The sequence below is a fragment of the Streptomyces sp. NPDC006516 genome, from assembly GCF_040611875.1.
Classification (GTDB): domain Bacteria; phylum Actinomycetota; class Actinomycetes; order Streptomycetales; family Streptomycetaceae; genus Streptomyces.
In genome coordinates, this window is record NZ_JBEXPD010000009.1 from 73,843 (window position 1) to 90,971 (window position 17,129).

The 17,129-nt window shown below is 71.8% G+C and carries 19 protein-coding genes; 9 read left to right on the forward strand and 10 right to left on the reverse strand.

What is annotated here, in order from left to right:
- Positions 1–46: 46 nt before the first annotated feature.
- The 5 genes from ABZY45_RS23360 to ABZY45_RS23380 all read right to left on the reverse strand — a co-directional run bounded on the left by ABZY45_RS23360 (position 47) and on the right by ABZY45_RS23380 (position 5,623).
- Positions 47–646, reverse strand: coding sequence for a class F sortase (locus ABZY45_RS23360; RefSeq protein ID WP_356742617.1), 600 nt, complete (start codon positions 644–646; stop codon positions 47–49).
- A gap of 186 nt (positions 647–832) precedes the next feature.
- A complete protein-coding gene (locus ABZY45_RS23365; RefSeq protein ID WP_356742619.1) occupies positions 833–1,177 on the reverse strand; it encodes a hypothetical protein in 345 nt (114 codons plus the stop codon).
- Between the two features lie 101 nt (positions 1,178–1,278).
- A complete protein-coding gene (locus ABZY45_RS23370) occupies positions 1,279–3,309 on the reverse strand; it encodes a HAMP domain-containing sensor histidine kinase (RefSeq protein WP_356742621.1) in 2,031 nt (676 codons plus the stop codon).
- Positions 3,293–4,015, reverse strand: a complete 723-nt coding sequence (locus ABZY45_RS23375) for a response regulator transcription factor (RefSeq protein ID WP_356742622.1) — start codon at positions 4,013–4,015, stop codon at positions 3,293–3,295. Before ABZY45_RS23375 ends, ABZY45_RS23370 begins: the two co-directional genes overlap by 17 nt.
- Positions 4,016–4,330: 315 nt before the next feature.
- Complete coding sequence (locus ABZY45_RS23380) at positions 4,331–5,623, reverse strand: YeeE/YedE family protein (protein WP_356742624.1); 1,293 nt, start codon at positions 5,621–5,623, stop codon at positions 4,331–4,333.
- 366 nt (positions 5,624–5,989) lie between these two features.
- Here ABZY45_RS23380 and ABZY45_RS23385 point away from each other — a divergent pair, with 366 nt between their 5' ends.
- The 3 genes from ABZY45_RS23385 to ABZY45_RS23395 all read left to right on the forward strand — a co-directional run bounded on the left by ABZY45_RS23385 (position 5,990) and on the right by ABZY45_RS23395 (position 7,905).
- Positions 5,990–6,562 (forward strand): SigE family RNA polymerase sigma factor, encoded by a 573-nt coding sequence (locus tag ABZY45_RS23385; RefSeq protein WP_356742625.1) that lies wholly within the window; start codon positions 5,990–5,992, stop codon positions 6,560–6,562.
- Positions 6,555–7,139 carry a hypothetical protein gene (locus tag ABZY45_RS23390; protein WP_356742626.1) on the forward strand — a complete coding sequence of 195 codons (585 nt, stop codon included), beginning with the start codon at positions 6,555–6,557 and terminating at the stop codon, positions 7,137–7,139. The genes ABZY45_RS23385 and ABZY45_RS23390 overlap by 8 nt, the downstream gene beginning before the upstream one ends.
- 130 nt (positions 7,140–7,269) lie before the next feature.
- Positions 7,270–7,905, forward strand: a complete 636-nt coding sequence (locus tag ABZY45_RS23395; protein WP_356742628.1) for a hypothetical protein — start codon at positions 7,270–7,272, stop codon at positions 7,903–7,905.
- A 215-nt stretch (positions 7,906–8,120) separates the two neighbouring features.
- On the opposite strand, the gene ABZY45_RS23400 is transcribed toward ABZY45_RS23395, so the two are convergent.
- Positions 8,121–8,825 (reverse strand): phenylalanine--tRNA ligase beta subunit-related protein, encoded by a 705-nt coding sequence (locus ABZY45_RS23400; RefSeq protein ID WP_356742629.1) that lies wholly within the window; start codon positions 8,823–8,825, stop codon positions 8,121–8,123.
- 275 nt (positions 8,826–9,100) lie between these two features.
- A complete protein-coding gene (locus tag ABZY45_RS23405; protein ID WP_356742630.1) occupies positions 9,101–9,937 on the reverse strand; it encodes an EamA family transporter in 837 nt (278 codons plus the stop codon).
- Between the two features lie 118 nt (positions 9,938–10,055).
- On the opposite strand from ABZY45_RS23405, the gene ABZY45_RS23410 reads away from it, so the two are divergent.
- From ABZY45_RS23410 to ABZY45_RS23430, 5 genes are all read left to right on the forward strand, one after another.
- Complete coding sequence (locus ABZY45_RS23410) at positions 10,056–10,637, forward strand: XRE family transcriptional regulator (protein WP_356742631.1); 582 nt, start codon at positions 10,056–10,058, stop codon at positions 10,635–10,637.
- A 192-nt stretch (positions 10,638–10,829) separates the two neighbouring features.
- The gene (locus ABZY45_RS23415) at positions 10,830–11,108 is read left to right on the forward strand and encodes a polyprenyl synthetase (protein WP_356742633.1); all 279 of its coding nucleotides are present in this window, start codon (positions 10,830–10,832) and stop codon (positions 11,106–11,108) included.
- Positions 11,098–12,153 carry a polyprenyl synthetase family protein gene (locus tag ABZY45_RS23420; RefSeq protein ID WP_356742635.1) on the forward strand — a complete coding sequence of 352 codons (1,056 nt, stop codon included), beginning with the start codon at positions 11,098–11,100 and terminating at the stop codon, positions 12,151–12,153. The genes ABZY45_RS23415 and ABZY45_RS23420 overlap by 11 nt, the downstream gene beginning before the upstream one ends.
- A 173-nt stretch (positions 12,154–12,326) precedes the next feature.
- Complete coding sequence (locus ABZY45_RS23425; RefSeq protein WP_356742637.1) at positions 12,327–13,484, forward strand: oxygenase MpaB family protein; 1,158 nt, start codon at positions 12,327–12,329, stop codon at positions 13,482–13,484.
- Positions 13,485–13,664: 180 nt separating this feature from the next.
- A complete protein-coding gene (locus ABZY45_RS23430) occupies positions 13,665–14,213 on the forward strand; it encodes a DoxX family membrane protein (RefSeq protein ID WP_356742639.1) in 549 nt (182 codons plus the stop codon).
- Positions 14,214–14,406: 193 nt separating this feature from the next.
- Here the strand turns inward: ABZY45_RS23430 and ABZY45_RS23435 are convergent, their stop codons facing one another.
- The gene (locus tag ABZY45_RS23435) at positions 14,407–15,114 is read right to left on the reverse strand and encodes a DinB family protein (RefSeq protein WP_356742641.1); all 708 of its coding nucleotides are present in this window, start codon (positions 15,112–15,114) and stop codon (positions 14,407–14,409) included.
- Between the two features lie 226 nt (positions 15,115–15,340).
- Positions 15,341–15,751: a VOC family protein gene (locus ABZY45_RS23440; protein ID WP_356742643.1), complete on the reverse strand. Its 411-nt coding sequence runs from the start codon at positions 15,749–15,751 to the stop codon at positions 15,341–15,343.
- A 175-nt stretch (positions 15,752–15,926) separates the two neighbouring features.
- Here ABZY45_RS23440 and ABZY45_RS23445 point away from each other — a divergent pair, with 175 nt between their 5' ends.
- Positions 15,927–16,199, forward strand: coding sequence for a TetR family transcriptional regulator (locus ABZY45_RS23445; RefSeq protein WP_356742645.1), 273 nt, complete (start codon positions 15,927–15,929; stop codon positions 16,197–16,199).
- A gap of 326 nt (positions 16,200–16,525) precedes the next feature.
- On the opposite strand, the gene ABZY45_RS23450 is transcribed toward ABZY45_RS23445, so the two are convergent.
- Positions 16,526–16,981 (reverse strand): hypothetical protein, encoded by a 456-nt coding sequence (locus ABZY45_RS23450; RefSeq protein WP_356742647.1) that lies wholly within the window; start codon positions 16,979–16,981, stop codon positions 16,526–16,528.
- Positions 16,982–17,129: the final 148 nt, after the last annotated feature.

The window sequence follows — 17,129 nt, forward strand, 5'->3', positions numbered from 1 at the left end:
GTGAGGGTTGGCCGGCCTCGGGTGCGAGACCTCCGCGCGGGCGGGGTCAGCGAAGCGCCGCGTAGACGATGAGGTTGTCCACGGGGTGGCCGTCCGCGTCGAACGCTCCGTCGCAGGTGATCAGGCGGAGCACTCGCTCGCCGGTCACCCCGTACACCTTCTCGGTGGGGAAGGCGTTCTTGCTGACGGTCTCCGTGCCGGTGACCGTGAAGTGCGATTCCTCGCCGTTCCCGTCGGCCACCACGATGTCCGCCCCTTTCTCGATCGCGTGCAGGTCGTGGAAGACGGCCTTGCCGAAGCGGGTGTCGTTGTGACCTATGAGCACCGCCGCGCCCTGCTCGCCCGGGACGGCACCGCCCGCGTACCAGCCCGCCGTCATGCCGTCTTCGGCCGGCGGGACTTCGACCGTGCCGTCTTCGTTGAGTCCCAGCCGCAGCAGCGAGCTGTCTATGCCGAGTGACGGGACCGTCAGCCGGGCCGGGGCCGGTGCCTTGGGCGCATCGGCGGACCGGGAGGATTCCGAGACTGCGGTGACCGAAGGTGCCGGGGCGTCGGTCGCGCCGCATCCCGCGACGGGGGCGAGCAGCAGTCCGGCCGCCGTGAAGGCCACGGCGGCCCGCCGGAACGGGTTCGGGGTGAGAGGCATGAGTACTCCGGTGCGGTGGTGAACGAGAGCGAGAGGCGGAGAGCGGAACGGCTGGTGGCGCCGCCCCCGAGCGGGGAACGGCTGGTGGCGCCCCCGCCGAGCGGGGAACGACTGCTGGTGCCCTCCCCAGCCCGGGAACGGCTGGTGGCGCCGCCCCCGAGCGGGGAGCGGCGCCACGTCACGGGATCAGCGCTGGGCGGCCGACCTGCGGCGGAGCACGTAGGCGCCGGCGCCTGCGAGCGCCACCGCCCCCGCCGCCGTGCCGTACAGAGCGGTGTCGCCGGTGCCTCGTGCCGTACGCTCCCCGGCGTCGACTCCGCCGCGCGGCATCGTGCCCGCGGGAACGGACTCGGCCGGTACCGGAGTGGCGACCCGGGTGGTCTCCGACGGCGTGGGGACGGGGGTGGCGGTGCGCACTGCCGGCGCCGGTGTGGGTGTGCCGTCGGCGACGGCCGCGGCGGTGGGGAGAAGGACGGCGCCCATGGCGACGGCGGTGAGCACCGCGGTGCGCAGGGTGGGACGAAGGGACATGGCTGACTCCGATTCCAGCTCGGCGTTGATGGTGCCCGCGCACGGATGCGCGTCGGGCGCCGGGCATGTCCTCAGCCTGGAGTGAAGTTGTGAGGAAGCTGTCAGACCGTCGTGTCCATCGGATCAGGGCCGGCCGCTGGGAGCCGCAGGGTGAAGACCGAGCCCCGGCCCACCGTGCTGGCGACGGCGGTCGTCCCGCCGTGCGCCTCCACGAGCTTGCGGACGATCGCGAGCCCCAGGCCACTGCCCCCCGTGCGGCGGTTGCGCGACTTCTCCGCGCGCCAGAAGCGGTCGAACACGTATGGCAGGTCCTCCGGCGTGATTCCGCTGCCGGTGTCCTCGACCTCCACCACCACTTCGCCGCGCCCGTCCCCGGTCCGGGCCGCGTACGCGCGCAGCGTCACCCGGCCTCCCGCCGGGGTGTGCCGGACGGCGTTGGCCACCAGGTTGCCGATCGCCTGACGCAGCCTGACCGGGTCGGCGTCGAGGGCGGGGGCGGGCTCCTTCCCGGCGGGGGCGGCGACGGTGAGGCGGACCTCCGCCGAGTCGGCCTGCGCCTGGTGGGCCGCCGCGACATGGGCGAGCAGCTCCCCGATCCGTACGGGCTCGGGGTGCAGCCGCAAGGCGCCGGCGTCGGCCGCCGACAGGTCCTGGAGGTCGTCGATGATGTGCTGCAGCTGCACCGCCTCCTCCAGGAGCGAGGAGACGAACGTGGCGTCTGCCTCGGCGACACCGTCCTGCGCCCCCTCCAGCCATCCCCGGATGTTGCTCAGCGGTGTACGCAGTTCGTGCGCGACGTCACTGACCATCACCTTGCGCTGTTCCTCCAGCCGGGCACGGTGTGCCGACATGTCGTTGAAGGCCGCGGCGAGCCTGCCGATCTCGTTGTCGGCGGTGACCACCACCTGCGGGGGGTCCGCACCGTCCCGCATGCGCTGGGCCGCCCCGGTGAGCGCGTGCAGCGGGCGTACGAGGCGCACTCCGGCCAGGACCGAGGCGCCGACGGTGAGCGCGAGCACGAGGGCCGCGACACCGATGATCTTCGCCGTGTTCGCCGAGGACAGTTCGAAGCCGGGGACCGCTCCGCCGCCCGGGTCGCTGATGAACAGCAGCGCCGGTGAGGCCACGTACGAACTGAGCTGTTCCTGGCGGGCGATGCCGACGCAGGACGCGATGTCGCGGTCGTTCTCGCTGTCCAGGGGCGAGGGAGTGGCGAAGGGCGTCGGCCGGGTCTCCTGGGGGACGCTGATGCTGGGCTCGGGTGCGGCCACCGGCTCGGGGACGGCGGTGGCGGTGGGGCCCCCGGACGTGCTCCACGAGAGGTCGAGAGCGAGCCGCACCGCTTCACGCCCTTGGCGGTCGAGGCAGGCGTTGACGAGCTCGTTGAGCGCCGTCAGCGCCTTCTCCTCGGTCGGGGTGGGGGTGTCCAGCGCGTCCGTGGAGCACCGGCTGCCCCGCAGCCGGTCCGGATCGTTGCCCACGACCTGGACGCGGGCCCGCCCGCTGGGGGCCTCGACGACGTCCGAGGCGATCCCGGACCGGCCGAGGCAGTCCACCGCTTCCTCGGCCGCACGCCGCAACGACGTACGTTCGGCATCGGGCAGCCGGAACGGGCCGACGGCCCGCGCGTCGATCCGGTCGTCGCCCGAGCTCTTCGTGCCCTCGGCGCCGGGTGCCGCGACGGTCACCGACGCCGACTCCGCCCCGGTTCCGGTCCCGGCCTGCACCGCGGTGACCGAGAGCGGGTCGACGACGGCGGACGCCTGGGGCGGCAGACCGGGCGGCGGGGAGGTCTCGGAGGCCTGCGCCGAGTCGGCGATGATCCGGCGGCCCGGGGTGGTCAGTGTGATGCGCCGGCCGGACGTCTCGGCCAGCTCGTCCACGGTGTCCCCCACCGCGTCCCAGGTGGGGTGTCCGGCGGCATGGGCGAGCAGGGTGTCGAGGACCCGGGTGTCGGCGGCGAGGTTCTGGCCCTGCTCCTGCTCGATCGCACCGGACGTGGTCTGTACGGCGAGCCACGCGGTCGCCGCGACCGAACACGCCGCGACGAGAGCCGACACGGCGAGCATCCGGCCGAGCAGGCTCTTGCGCAGTGGCAGTCGCCGCCGTGACCGCTCAGCGCGCCGCGGCACGCCCGGCTCCCTTCAGCGGGTCCATGAGCTTGTAGCCGATGCCGAAGACGGTGAGCAGCCGGACCGGGCGCCGGGGTGCCCGTTCGATCTTCTTGCGGAGGTTCATGATGTGCACATCGACCGTACGGCTGCTGATGTAGCGGTCGAAGCCGTGCAGTTCCGCGAGCAGCTGCTCGCGGGTGAATACGCGTTCGGGCTCGGCCGCCATCGCCGCCAGGAGCCGGAACTCCCCGGGCGTGCACTCGACCCCCGCACCGTCGACGGCCACCTCGTGCCGCAGGGGATCGACGACGAGCGTGCCCACCCGCAGCACGGGGCCTTCTTCGCGGCTGGGGTCCCGCCGCGTGCGCCGCAGGAGCGTGCGCACACGTGCCATCAGTTCGCGGGGGCTGTACGGCTTGGTCATGTAGTCGTCCGCGCCCAGGTCGAGCCCGAGGAGCAGATCGTCCTCCGTGGCCCGAGCGGTCAGCATGAGCACCGCCGTCTGCCTGCCCTCGGCGCGCAGGATGCGAACGACGTCCAGTCCGTCGGCGCGCGGCATCATCACGTCGAGGACGAGCAGGTCGGGCTCCCCCTGACGGGCCTGCTCCAGCGCGGAGAGACCGTCCGGCACCACGGTGACGGCGTGTCCTTCCCGTTCGAGATAACGGCGTACCAACTCGGCCTGCTTCGCGTCGTCTTCCGCGACGATGACATGGGCGCACACAGGGGTGATCGTAGAGGAGCCCTCGCCGGCGGCCCCGCTCGCTCCCGCCGCGTAGCGCGAGGACCCGCCCCGGGGGACGGGTCCTCGCCTTCCGAGCCGGATCAGCTGGTCACTTCAGGGTGGGGGGCGCCGCGTCCGCCGACGTGCCCCACTCCGAGCGCTCCGTGCCGATCTCGAACGAGAGCTCACGGGTGCCACGGATGCCGTCGGTGGTCAGGCAGGTCTTGCCGTAGGCGGTCCCGTCGGTCCGCGCGGATCGGATGTAGCGCGCGGAGGCCGGGCGGGCTCGGCGGTCCGGCGTAAGGCCGGAGGCGTTCAGCAGACGCCGTCCCCCGGCTTGGGGTTGCCCAGGCCGAACATCGGGCGCAGCTTGAGCCCCACCCAGGTGCCGGCCAGCGCGAAGGCGCCCCACACCCAGCCGCTCAGGCTGCCGGAGGCGATGCCCGCCAGGTAGGCGCCGATGTTGCAGCCGCCGGCCAGCCGGGCTCCGATGCCCATGAGCACGCCGCCGAGCACCGACGCGGCGGCGGTGCGCCAGGGGATGCCCCGGTGCAGGGCCCAGGTGCCGCCGAGCGCGGCGGCCACGGCCGCACCGATCATGATGCCAATGTCGGTCAGGCTGTTCTTGTCGGCCAGCACCGGTCCCGCCAGCATCTCGGCGTTGCCGGGCTGCTTCCACCAGGTCCAGTTCTCCGGGGTGCCGCCGAGGGCGCCCACGAGCTCGGAACCCCACAGGCTGAACGCGCTCGTGATGCCCCAGGCGCCGCCGGAGACCAGCAGCACGGCCGCGCCGAGAACGGCCAGCACCAGGGCACCGGCGGCCAGCGGCCAGGAGCCCCGGAGGGCACGGACGGCGGCGGTGCGAGCCGAGGGGACCGCCCCGAGAGGGGGCGGATTACGACGAGCCTGGACGCGCCGCGTGACCGCGACCACCACGAGCAGCGCGGCGATCGTCACGGCCCACGAGCCGAACCACCCGATGTGATCGGAGAGGACGACGGGCTCCCAGGCGGGAAGGTCCTTCCACAGGTCGAACTGCCAGGCGGCCAGCGTGGCACCCGCGATGAACCCACCGAGGGTGAGCAGGACCGAGCTCTGCCCCGAACCGACGGCGAACAGCGTGCCCGAGGCGCACGCCCCGCCGAGCTGCATACCGATGGCGAAGAGCAGCGAGCCGAGCACCAGGCCGGCACCCAGCGGCCCGGCCGAGGGTGCGGGCTGCGAGCCGAAGAGCCCGGTGCCCGTGCCGATGATCAGGGCGAACAAGGTCGCCGTGGTGCCGAGCAGCAGGGTGTGCGCCCGCAGCCCGCTGCCGTTGCCGACCGCCATGAGCTGCCGCCAGGCGGAGGTGAAGCCGAACCGGGAGTGGAACAAGGCCACCCCCAGACCGAGCCCCACCAGGAGAAGCACGCCCGGCTTGGCGCCGTGCGCGCTCCAGACATAGGCGGTCAGCACCACGGCGAGCAGACCGGACACGACGAGAGGGGCTCGGCGTACGGGAGGCAGCGGCGGCGCCTCGGGCCTCGGCACGGAGGTGGGAGAGGGAACGAACAGAGCGGGCAACGCGCGCGGCGGCGCGGCGGGCCCGGCAGGGGGCGCGGTGGTCACGAAGGTCTCCGAGGTGATGCACGGCGGACGGTGGCACTGGCTGTCGACGGCGCGGACACGCGCCGGAGGGCTCAGCTGCGACAGAGACCGTCGTCGACACACCACGTCGACTGCGCGAAGAGCGCGTGGCACAACGACAGAACGGATACAGACATGCGTACGAATATACGGACGGGCCTGCTCCGCTTGTCGATCCGTCTCGCCATGCGGATGCGTTGCTGGGACGACTGCCCTTGCGCCACCGACCGAACCTCACGGCGGCCTGCCTTCGAAGACCGGGCGGCCCACGTCGGCGCCGACGCCAGATCTGCGGCTTCTCGCGCGGCGCGGGAACCGGACGGCATCGCAGAGCGTGACACGAGAATCATGCGACCATCAGATGAATCGCGCCGCGCCCAGGAGGCGCACGAGCACGAGTTCGACGCCTTCTACGCAGCGAGCGTCGGCCGGCTCATCGGCCAGCTGTACGCGATGACGGGCGACCTCGCCGAGGCGCAGGACGTGGTCCAGGAGGCATTCGTCCGAGCCTGGGAACGCCGGGCGGAGCTGGACCTGAACGGCGCCCCCGAGGCGTGGGTGCGCACGGTGGCCTGGCGGCTCGCGGTCAGCCGGTGGCGGCGGGTGCGCACCGCGCTCGCCTTCGACCGAAGACAGGGCCCACCGCCCCCGGTACCACCACCGGAACCGCACCATGTGCTGCTGGTCGAGGCGCTGCGGCAGATCCCCGAGGCCCAGCGCCGGGCCGTGGTGCTCCATCACCTGTGCGACCTGACGGTCGAACAGGTGGCTGCCGAGGCGGACTGTCCCATCGGTACGGTCAAGGCACATCTGAGCCGGGGAAGGACCGCGCTGGCGCGGCTCCTCGCCGACACCGACCTGGATCCGCGGACGGCCCGGCTGCCGCGAACGACCCGCCTGCCGGAGGTGCGTCATGGCTGACGAAACCGTGCTGGAGACCTGCCTGGCCGACCTCGCCGCGTCCGGCCGGCGGCAGGCGGCGCCGCTCGCCGCGGACCGCATCCGGGCGCGCGGCGAGCAGCGTATGCGCCGCAGGCGGGCCGCTCTGGCGTCCGGCGGGGTACTGCTGGCCGTCGCTGTGGCCGTGGGTGGCCTGGCACTGGCCGGCGCTCCCCGTGGGCCGGAACCGCCGGCCGTCGCCCCCACGCCGACCGCTTCGCCGTTCGTTCCGCCGGCACCCGCTCCGGGTGAGGAGTACGCCACCGAGCTGGGCCATGTGTACGGCGCGGTGGCCGAGGGGGACACGGTACGGGTCACCGTCGAGCAACTCCGTACCGTGGGGGGAACCACGGCACCCACCGGTGTGGTGCACACGCTGACGCTGCCGGGGGGGATGCTGGTGGAGACCCGCCGGCTCGGCGACGGGGAGCCCGCGGACGTGGAGTTGGGAGGGCTGGCGGACCGGCTGTCCGGCGGGCCACGGTGGGTGTTCGCGATCGACTACGACGGCGAGGGCCGGGTGCACTCACTGCGGGAGGCGTACTGGCTCGAGGGGTGAGTCCACCGGGCGCTCCGCGAACTCGTCGCGGGCGGCGGAAAACGGATCGGATTCAGGTGCAACCTGAAGGTCGGGGCAGCGCGTAGAGGTCATGTATCCACAACACACTGATCCGTGGGGGACCTTGACCATGCACGTCTCACATCGCCGCACCACCGTACGCTGCCTCACCGCTCTCGCTTTCAGCCTCGCGACCCTGACCGGGTGCGGCGGTGAGGGTGACGGACAGGCGGACACCGCCGCGTCCGTGACATCGGCGACGACCTCCGCGCCGGCCGCCGAAGCATCCCCGGTCACCGCGCGCAGCGACGGCGCGACCCCGGAGGGAGTGACGTCGGCTCCGACCGGGGCGGCCCCCGGCGCCACGCAGTCCTCGGCCGGTGCGGCGTCGAAGGCGACGCCGTCGGCCGACGCCGCCCCCTGGGCCGGAACCAAGCAGTTCGTGCAGATCGACGACGCCCGGACCATCGGCGGCGTGACGTACCTGTCGGTGCGGCCCGCGCAGAAGAAGGCACATCCGCAATTCGAGGCATGGGTGATCGTCCCGGGTGAGGGACCTTACACCGAGGTGCCCATGGCCAAGGACGCCAAGGTGCTGCTCTCCGTCCCCCTCGGCGACGCGAAGCACCCCGCGTCCTACTCCCAGGCCGACTTCGTCACCCGCCTGGCGACCCGGTCGCCCTCGGCGCCCGCACTCTTCGGATTCGACCTGAGCTTCGACGGAGAGGGACGGGTGACCAGGCTGGAGTCGCTGTACACACCCTGAGCACCCGGACGAGGGCTCGCCCTGGGGGCAGACCGGGACGCCCGTGAACACGAAGGTTCTCGACGCGGCACGGCACGACCGCGTGGCTCCTGCTGGAGCAGGAGCCTTCATGACCCTGCGGGCGCAAGAGGTCCCTCGGTGTTCGCGGCACGCGCGTGCGCCGGGCGGCCGGCCGCCTGTCCACGGGCCCATGCCGGGAGGCCGCCGCGCAGGGATCACATGGTTACAGAACGGTCCCGGCTCAGGTGGTGCACGGTGACTCCGTCGGCGTGCGGTTCGAGGAGGCCCCGCAGTTCCTGGGCGGCGGTCTCGACGAGGTGGCCGTCGCGGGTGGCGTGGACGGTTTCGAGGAGGAAGGCGACGTGGGTGGAGTCCTCGGTGACGCGGATGCGGTGGGCGTCCCGGTGGTTCCAGTGACGGGTCAGGACGCCGGCGGTGTCCGTGTAGATGATCTCGCCGGGCTTGGGGTTCTCGATGCTGTCGGGTTCGCCCAGCGGGGTGAACTCCTCGGTGCCGTCGGCGTACCGGATGTCGACGTCGCCGCTGACGTGGTCCAGGTCGAACGCGCCGGCAGGCAGCCCGTGCCGTACGGAGACCGCGTTGTAGGAGTCCACGGCCGGGCTGATCCTCGGCATGGTCCCCCTCTTCGCGAACCGGCGGCCGAGAGCGTCGACGCTGGGGCGGATGCGGCGGGGATTCGTACCGAAGGACCGGTAGGCGTCGTGCCACGCCTCGATCCTGGGGTCGGACTCGTCGGCGGGCTGCCAGCTGCCGTCCGCGAGCTGCTTCTCCATGTCCTCCAGGGCGGAGACGGTCTCGGGCCAGGGCTCGTGGCCGCGCAGGCCGGTGGCGGTGACCACGGCGACGAGCGTGCCGGGAAAGGCGTCGGCGACGTCGGGGGCGATACGGAAGGTGGTCATGTAGGGCTTGGCTCCTCGGTGTTGTGTACGAAGGGAGGTGTCAGGGCTTCCGGAGTCGATGCGGTCCAGGCGCAGGCCGCGGATGCCGGACAGCATCTGGCCGTTGGGCGGTGTGGCGGCGGCGACCGGGGCGAGGTCCCCGCCGGCTGTTGACGCTCAGCCAGCGCCCGAAATCGTGGTACTCGGCGATCCAGGTCTGCCATCGGGACGCGTCAAGAGCGGTGTGCCAGGGCTGGATGCGCATGCTGCTCCCCGCGGCCTTGGCCGAGGGGTTGTCAGGTGAGGGCGAGGAGGCTGACAGCGGCGGCCGCGGTGCCGAGCCCGATGAGCTGCCCTCGGTGGATGCGTTCGGCGAGCACGCTACGCGCGAGCAGAACGGTGCCTGCCGGATAGAGGGCCGTGACGACGGCCACGACGGCGAGGTCCCCACTGCGGACGGCGAGCAGGAACAGCAGGTTCGCCACCGAGTCCAGCACGCCGGCGGTCGCCGACATCGCGTACGCGGGCCTCTCCGAGCCGAGGCGGCGGTACATCAGCCCGGCCGCGGTCAGGGTGACCAGCGAGGAGACCGCCCTGCCCACGATCAACGGGCCGACACCGCTACCGGACGGGGCCTGGTGCAGGAAGATCAGCTGCAGTGCGATTGCCGCTCCCGCACCGAAGGCGAGCAGCAGCGCCGTACGGGAGGGCCGCCGCGCACCGGTGCCGTGTCCGGCGCTGACCAGCACCACAGCCACCAGGGCGAGGGGCAGGCCGATCAGCCCGGCTGTTCCCAGGTGTTCGCCCTGGAGCAGGCCCACGCCCACGGGCAGCACGGCTGAGACCAGCGCGGTCACCGGGGAGAGCACGTTCATCGGGCCGATGGCCAGGGTCCTGTAGAGCAGGGCGAACGCCGCGGCCGACGCGACACCCGACGCGGCGCCCCAGGCCAGCGTCCGCGCATCGAAGGAGGCGCCGAGGAACGGCCACAGCAGCAGCTCGACCGCCAGGGAGGCCGGGGCGGCGATCATCACGGTGCGCAGGACGTGGGCCTTGCGGGCGCCGAGGCCACCGAGGAAGTCGGCGCATCCGTAGGCGAGAGAGCTGCCCAGGGCCAGCAGCAGAGCGATCACGGTACATCCCTTACTATGGCAATGGAACGACTGAACCGTACAGCGAACCGACCGACGGTTGTCAACCGAACGACCGAGTGGTTCATTGAAGTGCTCCCAGGCGAGGAAGGGTGAGGGGATGGCCGAGACCGACGCAGCGCTGCGGGCACTCGCACACAACGTGAGGGGAGCCCGCACCCGCGCCGGCCTCTCCCTGGACGAACTCGGCAGGCGTGCCAAGGTCAGCAAGGGCGCCCTCGTCGCTCTGGAGAAGGCACAGGGGAACCCCAACTTCGCGACCCTGGTCCGGCTGGCCGACACCCTCGGGGTCTCCGTGTCCGCCCTCATGGAAGGGCGGACCGAGGGCCGCGTCCGCGTCGTGTCCGCCGACACGGTCATGCCGCTGTGGACAGGTGAGCAGGGCAGCGAGGCCCGGCTCATGCTCACGACCTCGGGCGCGGCACCCACCGAGGTCTGGCGCTGGCGCCTCGAGCCGGGCGAGGAGTACCCGAGCCACCCCCATCAGGCGGGCGTCGTCGAGACCGTCAGCGTGACCTCGGGCCGGATGACCCTGATCGTCGACGGCTCGGAGCACCCCGTCGAAGCCGGCCAGACCGCCACCTTCGACGGGGACGCCTCGCACACCTACCGTGGGGCGGGCACCGGCACCTGCCACCTGATCATGACCGTCCATCTCCCACCGGGCCCCTCCGCCACCTGACCCCGCCGGCCCGGATGCTGCTGCCTCGGCGTTTGACCGCCCGGGATGCGGTTCCGCCGCGATCCGTACGGCCGGACGAGGCACTCACTCGATGGTGACTTCCTCCGTTCCGGTGCTCCGAGCGAGGCGATCCTGATGAGGACGGCGCTCGACCGACGCCGTCCGGATGTGCGTGGGGTGCGGGGAGACGGCATGACGCAGGAATCACGGAAGCTCGGGGGTCCGGACGGGCAGGCGGTGCTGCTGGTGGCCGGGGTGGCGGATCTCGCGGTGAGTACGGCGGGTTCGGCCCTGGGCGCGTTACGGGGATTGCTTCGCAGGTCGGACGCCGCCGAGCTGGCAGCCGAGGCGGAGCAGGACCTGATGGCGCGTGGGCGCCTGGTGCTGGAGCGGTACGCCACCCCTCCCCCGGCCCATCTGGAGATCCTCGCCCGCGAAGCCATGGGCCGTCGGGCAGCCGATGGCGTCTGACCGATGGGAGCCGGCCGCGTTCAAGGAGCGCGTCGACGACGTACTGCGCCTGTTCGTCTCCGAGGAGGCCGAGCGGTTCACAGCCATCGATCCGGCCCTGGGACCGGTCGCCGAGCAGCTGGAGGCGACGGTGGCGCAGGGGAAACGGCTGCGGGCGGCCTTCTGCTACTGGGGCTGGCGCGCGGTGGGGCAACCGGACAGTCACGCGCTGGTGCGGGCGGCGGCCTCCATGGAACTGGTGCACGCCGCCGCGGTGGTGCACGACGATCTCATCGACGACAGTGCGTTGCGCCACGGCCGGCCCACCGCGCACGTCGCGCTGCGCGATGCCGTCCGTCGGCGGCCGCGAGCCGCGGCTGCCGCCGGGTCGCTGGCCATGCTGGTCGGGGACCTGTTGATGGGTTTGGCCGGAGAACTGTTCGCCACCAGCGGTCTGCCCGCGGCGTATCTCGCGCGAGCCCGGCCGCTCTGGTCGGTGCTGACACGGGAGTTGATCGCGGGTGAGTGCCTGGAGATCCTGCACACCGGCACGAAGCCCGACACCGCGGACTCGCTGAAGGTGATCCGGTACAAGACCGCCAAGTACACCGTCGAGCAGCCCTTGCTGATCGGCGGTGCGCTGGCCGGAGCCGGGAATCGGCTGCGCGACGGCTTCTCGGCGTACGGGGTTCCGCTGGGCGAGGCGTTCCAGCTGCGGGACGATCTCCTCGGCCTGTTCGGAAGCCCCGAACGCACCGGTAAGGCCAGCGCCGACGATCTGCGCGGCGCCCGGCCGACGGCGCTGCTCGCCGAGACCTGGCGGGCGGCCGGCGCGGACGAGCGACGGCAGTTGCGCGCACTGCTGGGCCGGCGCGGCCTGGACGAGGACGGCCTGCACGCGGTGCGTGAGGTGATGCTCCGCCTCGGCGCGCCCGGCCGCGTGGAGGACATGATCGCCGCGCGCACGGAGGAGGCCCTCGGTGCTCTGCACGGGCTGAACGTTCCCGCGCCCGCCACCGATGCCCTGGCCACGCTGGCACATTCGGTGACCACCCGTACGTGCTGACCGGCGCGCGGATGTGCGCACTCGTCGGCCTGCCCTGGCCCGCGCAGGGTGCGGGTCCCGAACCGTGCGCGGACGCGTACGACCCGTCGGCCTGTCCCCGTCCGTGCATGCCGCGCACCACCCATCGCCCTGCCGGGCCTCATCCGATCATCCAGCTGCAGAAGGAGCCTGACATGACCTACACCGAGGCCTCGGCGAACGCCCTGCGCCGAAGCGGCGACGAGCTCGCGGACGCCACCGTCGCCGCGCTCTTCGAGCGAGGGGAGGCGGGAAAGCTCAACACCCTGATGCGCTACGTCTCCACGGCCGGCTCCCCGCTGCCGGACGGGCTGCCCGACGTCGCGCGGGAGTACCTGGAGACGACGGCCGCACCGCCGGACTGGGTGGACTGGGACGAGATGGAGAGGGCCCGGCTCTTCTTCACCGACAACAACGTGCACATCGCCACCGCTCTGTCCTTCGCCTCCATGCCCGCCTGCTACGTCGTTCCCCACGTGGCGAAGCTGCTCTCGGCCTCCCACGGGCTCGCGTACCCCTCGAAGCGGATGGCGGAGACAGGCCAGTTCACTGTCTACTTGATGCAGCCGGACGCCTTCGAGGCCGGAAGCCGCTTCATCCCGGCAGCGCAGAAGGTACGCCTCCTGCACGCCTCCATCCGTCACCACCTGGAGCGCGACGGTCACTGGGACACCGAAGCACTCGGCACGCCGATCTGCCAGGAGGACATGATCGGCGGCCAGATGTTCTTCTCGCTCCTCGTGCTGGACAGTCTGCATCGCCTCGGCGTCCACATGTCGGCGGAGGGCGCCGAGGCCTACTACTACGCCTGGCGCGTGGTCGGCGCGATGCTCGGGGTCGACCAGGACGCGGTACCGAAGACCCTCGACGAGGCCAGGCAGTTCCTCGACCTGTACATGGTCCGGCACATGGGCCCCTCGCCGGAGGGCGCACACCTGACCCGCCAGCTCATCGACCTCTACGAGGAGGTCGTTCCCGGGACCTTCTTCGACCCGGTCGTCTCCGCGCTGATCCGCCATCTCGTCGGAGACACCTGCGCCGACTGGCTCCAGGTTCCGAGGACCACCTGGGACACCGTCGTCCGCGCCGTGCCGCATCTCCTCGGCGTGATGGAGTCCGTCGAGGACCGCTCGCCCCTGGGCGCCTGGGCGCTGGACCGGATCGGCCATCTGACCACTCTCTTCGAGCTGTCGTCGCTCACCCGTGGGCGTGTCATGCACTACGCCGTCCCCGAGCAGCTCAGAAAGGACTACGACGTCTCCGCCACGGTGCCCCGCACGCGCCGGTGGGTTCCACCCGCCGCCACGGTCTGACGGCGACTGTCACGCGCTCCGGACGGCTCGGGGGCAGGGGCTCCCCGGACGGGATGAGGACGCGCGTCACGCACGGCGGGTCACGGAAGGCTTTGTTGAACTTTCATGCAGTCTGGTACGTTCGGCAAATAGCTTGAACCTTCAAGCTTCCTCCTGTCCGCTACAGAGAGACCTGCGCGCATGACTGCCACCCTGCGAACGGCCGACCCGTCCTCCGGCACCGCACAGCTCGACAGCACATCCCCCCACGCCTACGACGGCGGTCTGCTTCTGCTGCGCCTGGCCCTCGGCCTGACCGTCGCCGCACACGGCGCGCAGAAGCTCTTCGGCTGGTTCGGTGGCGGTGGGCTCGAGGGCACCGGACAGTTCTTCGAGATGAGCGGCTATCCGGCCGGCGAGACGATGGCGCTGATCGCGGGGCTGAGCGAGACCCTCGGCGGGCTCGCCCTCACCCTCGGGCTGCTCACTCCGCTCGCAGGCGCCGTCGTCTTCGGCACGATGATCAACGCGCTCGCCGTGAAGTGGGGCGGGGGCTTCTTCGCCCCTGAAGGCGTCGAGTACGAGATCCTGCTCGCGGCGGGCGCGGCCGCGCTGGCACTCACCGGGCCCGGCCGGCTCGCAGTGGACCGTTTCCTGCCGGGGCTGCGCGCTCACCGTCTCGGATACGGGGTGGCCGCCGTGGCCCTCGGAGCGGTGTCCGCGGGGCTCGTCCTCCTCATCCGTAGCTGAAGCAGGAGACCCCTCGAACACACCGGCGGCCGGGGGCCCCGGCTGCCTCGCACCGCAGGGCGAGCCGGGGCGGGCCCGGCGGCCAGGCGTCAGAGGCGCGCGTCGCACGGCGAAGGGGACAGCGGCTCCGTGGCCCCACACGCCTCCGGCTCACCTCGACCGAGAGACGGCAGCCCGCAGGCGCCCGCTGCGGCTACCTCCGGGCCCGCCACAGGTCGCGCAGGAGCGCGATCTCGGCCATGTGATGGATGAATTCGAGATTGGCCCCCGCAAGCACCGTGACGAAGGGGTCGTCGGGATCGGAGCCGTAGGGGTACTGCGAGAAGCCGACCGTGTCGAGCTGTTCCTCGGTGACGGTGCCCACGCTCTCGCGCCAGCGATCGATGAGCGCCCAGAACCGCTCGAGTTCCAGGGCGGCGGAGGGGGTGAAGTCGACGAGAAGGTGCGGATCGTGCCGTCGCCGGCCGAAGGTCCACTCCCATTGGCCTGCGAAGCAGGAGTGAAGGTGCCCCAGCCTCCACGCGATGGTGGTGAGCGGCACTTCGTCGGGCGCCGGCTCCCCGATGTGGGCAAGGACCTGCTCGACCCGCTCGACGCTCACGCTCCAGTCCTCGGCGATCTTGGCGACCGTCATGCCACCGGCGGCCTGCCGGGCGATCTCGGCGTACTCGTTCGCCGGGATGTCGGGGGCTCCCTTGTCGAGCACCCACTCCCCCGGCCCGTACGCCCGGGGCGTGAGCGCCTCGTCACGGCGCCGGACGGACCACGAACCGGGCGCCGGCTCCCAGAGGTACTCCTCGTCACCGAGTCCCTTCAGACGCACGTGGGCCATCTCCCTGGCCTGGTCGAACTGGTCGAGCAGCAGCCCCAGCCGGTCGGTCCGCGGTCCCTCGGTCTCCATGTGCGCCCTCCCGCCGTGGCGCTCCTTCTCGTCGCGCCCGGACGCAAGTCAACCGTTCACGTCGCGAGGGCGCGACCGATTTCCCCGCGTGGGCCACGCAGACGCGCCACGGGCTCGCGTCCCGCCCGGCGGCGCGGTCGGCCGCACCTCACGGAGGTGGCCACCCGCTCCGCGGGTGCGCGGGGGCGGCCCACCGACGCTCCCACCCGCACACCCGCACACCGCATCAGGCCTGCTGACCGCTGATGTTGACCATCCACGCGATGCCGAACTTGTCCGTGCACATCCCGAACACATCGCCCCACATCTGCTTCTCCAGGGGCACGGAGACGGTGCCACCGTCGCTCAGCTTCTCCCAGTAGCCGCGCAACTCGTCGGCGTCGTCGCCGCTCAGACTGACCGCGAAGTTGTTCCCGGCCTGGTGCTCCGTGCCCGGCGGGTTGTCCGCACCCATCACCGTGAACCCGGCGGGGGTCTCGAGCGTGCCGTGCATGATCTTGTCGCTCTGCCCGGCGCCTCCGCCCATGTCGCCGAAGGTGTGGAGCGTCAGGTCACCACCCAGAACGCTCTTGTAGAACTCCATGGCCTGCCGTGCGTCGCCGGCGAAGCTGAGGTACGGGTTGAGGCGAGATGACATGCTATTCCCCTTTCATGACGGATGATCGGCGTCGGCAGCCTACGCGCGCCGCAGGAGAAAACGGACGAGCCGCAGGCCTTGGTCGCCCGGCCGGTCGATGCACCGGGGACCGGGCGGCCGAACCCTGGCAGGGTCACCACCGACCCCTGCGCCGGGCACCGGGCCGTAGACGGGGGTGCCGGCCCGCGCACGGGGCGCCGATAAAGACGTCGGCGGGCGCGAGCCCGACACCCTGGGGAGGACGTGTCAGCCCCACGCGGCCCTTGAAGCCGCGCTCCTGGCGCTGATCGCCGAGCGACCGCTGAGCAGGATCACGGTCTCCGACGTCAGCAAGCAGGCCGACATCAACCGGTCGACCTTCTACGAGCACTACGACGACCTGCCCACGCTGGCGGCCGAGGCCTGCGCGCGGGCCTCTTCGACGAACTCATCGCCGCCGCCCCGGTGATGCTCCCTACCGACGACCCGGCCGAGCAGCGCAGGGGCCGCGACGAACTGACGTCGGTGTTCGCCCACATCGCCTCGCACGCGGACCGTTCAGGGCCTCCTCGTACAAACGTGGTGAAGTTCGAGTCCGGTGTACGGCGGAGAGGAGCGAGGAGCCATGCCGGAGAGCGGTACGGATCACGGATATCTGCTCGACAACCGGCGGTCGGGTCATGGGCAGGGACGGGCCCGCCCGGCCGGCAGCGCTCCACCCCGACGATGCGCCGCACCTCGGCAGGGCGCGCGATCACGGCGACCCGCCTCGTCACCGGCGCTCGGGTCCCGGGGTCAGAGGCCCAGGCTCGTGGCGAAGGCCGAGAACGTCGGCGCCACGACCCGCCATTCGCACAGCACGGGGTCCGACCAGAAGTCACTGCCGACCACGCGAGGATCCGACGGATCGGTGCGGTAGTCGAGCGCCAGGCCGCAATCATGACCAGGGATGCGGTTGACGGCGATGAGCACCGCCTGTTCGACGTCCAGCCACGGCAGTTCCAGCGGAGCGGCGGCTCGGGTCCCGCGTGCCTCACGGAAGAAGTCGCTGTGCGGGTCGTCGGCGAACATGTCCATCGAGCGGGACTCGCGTTCCATCCGTTCCGGCCCCGATATGAAGTCGAGCTCGTCCTCGAACCAGGGAATGATCTCCATCATCTCGGCATCGCCCGGGTGACGCCACAGGCCACGTTCGATGAGAGACATCAGCCGGGTGGGCAGCGCGAGTCCACGGACAGTCGAAAGTGTCATGGCTCTCAGCTTCGCACAGCGAGCATCGCGATGATCTACGCGGTGACCACGGAGCACCTCCTCGCTCCGTAACTCCCGCGTCTGGACGGCCTTCCGTCCGCCCGTGCACAACAACGGCCGTGGTCACCGCGTGACTCCTCCGGCACGA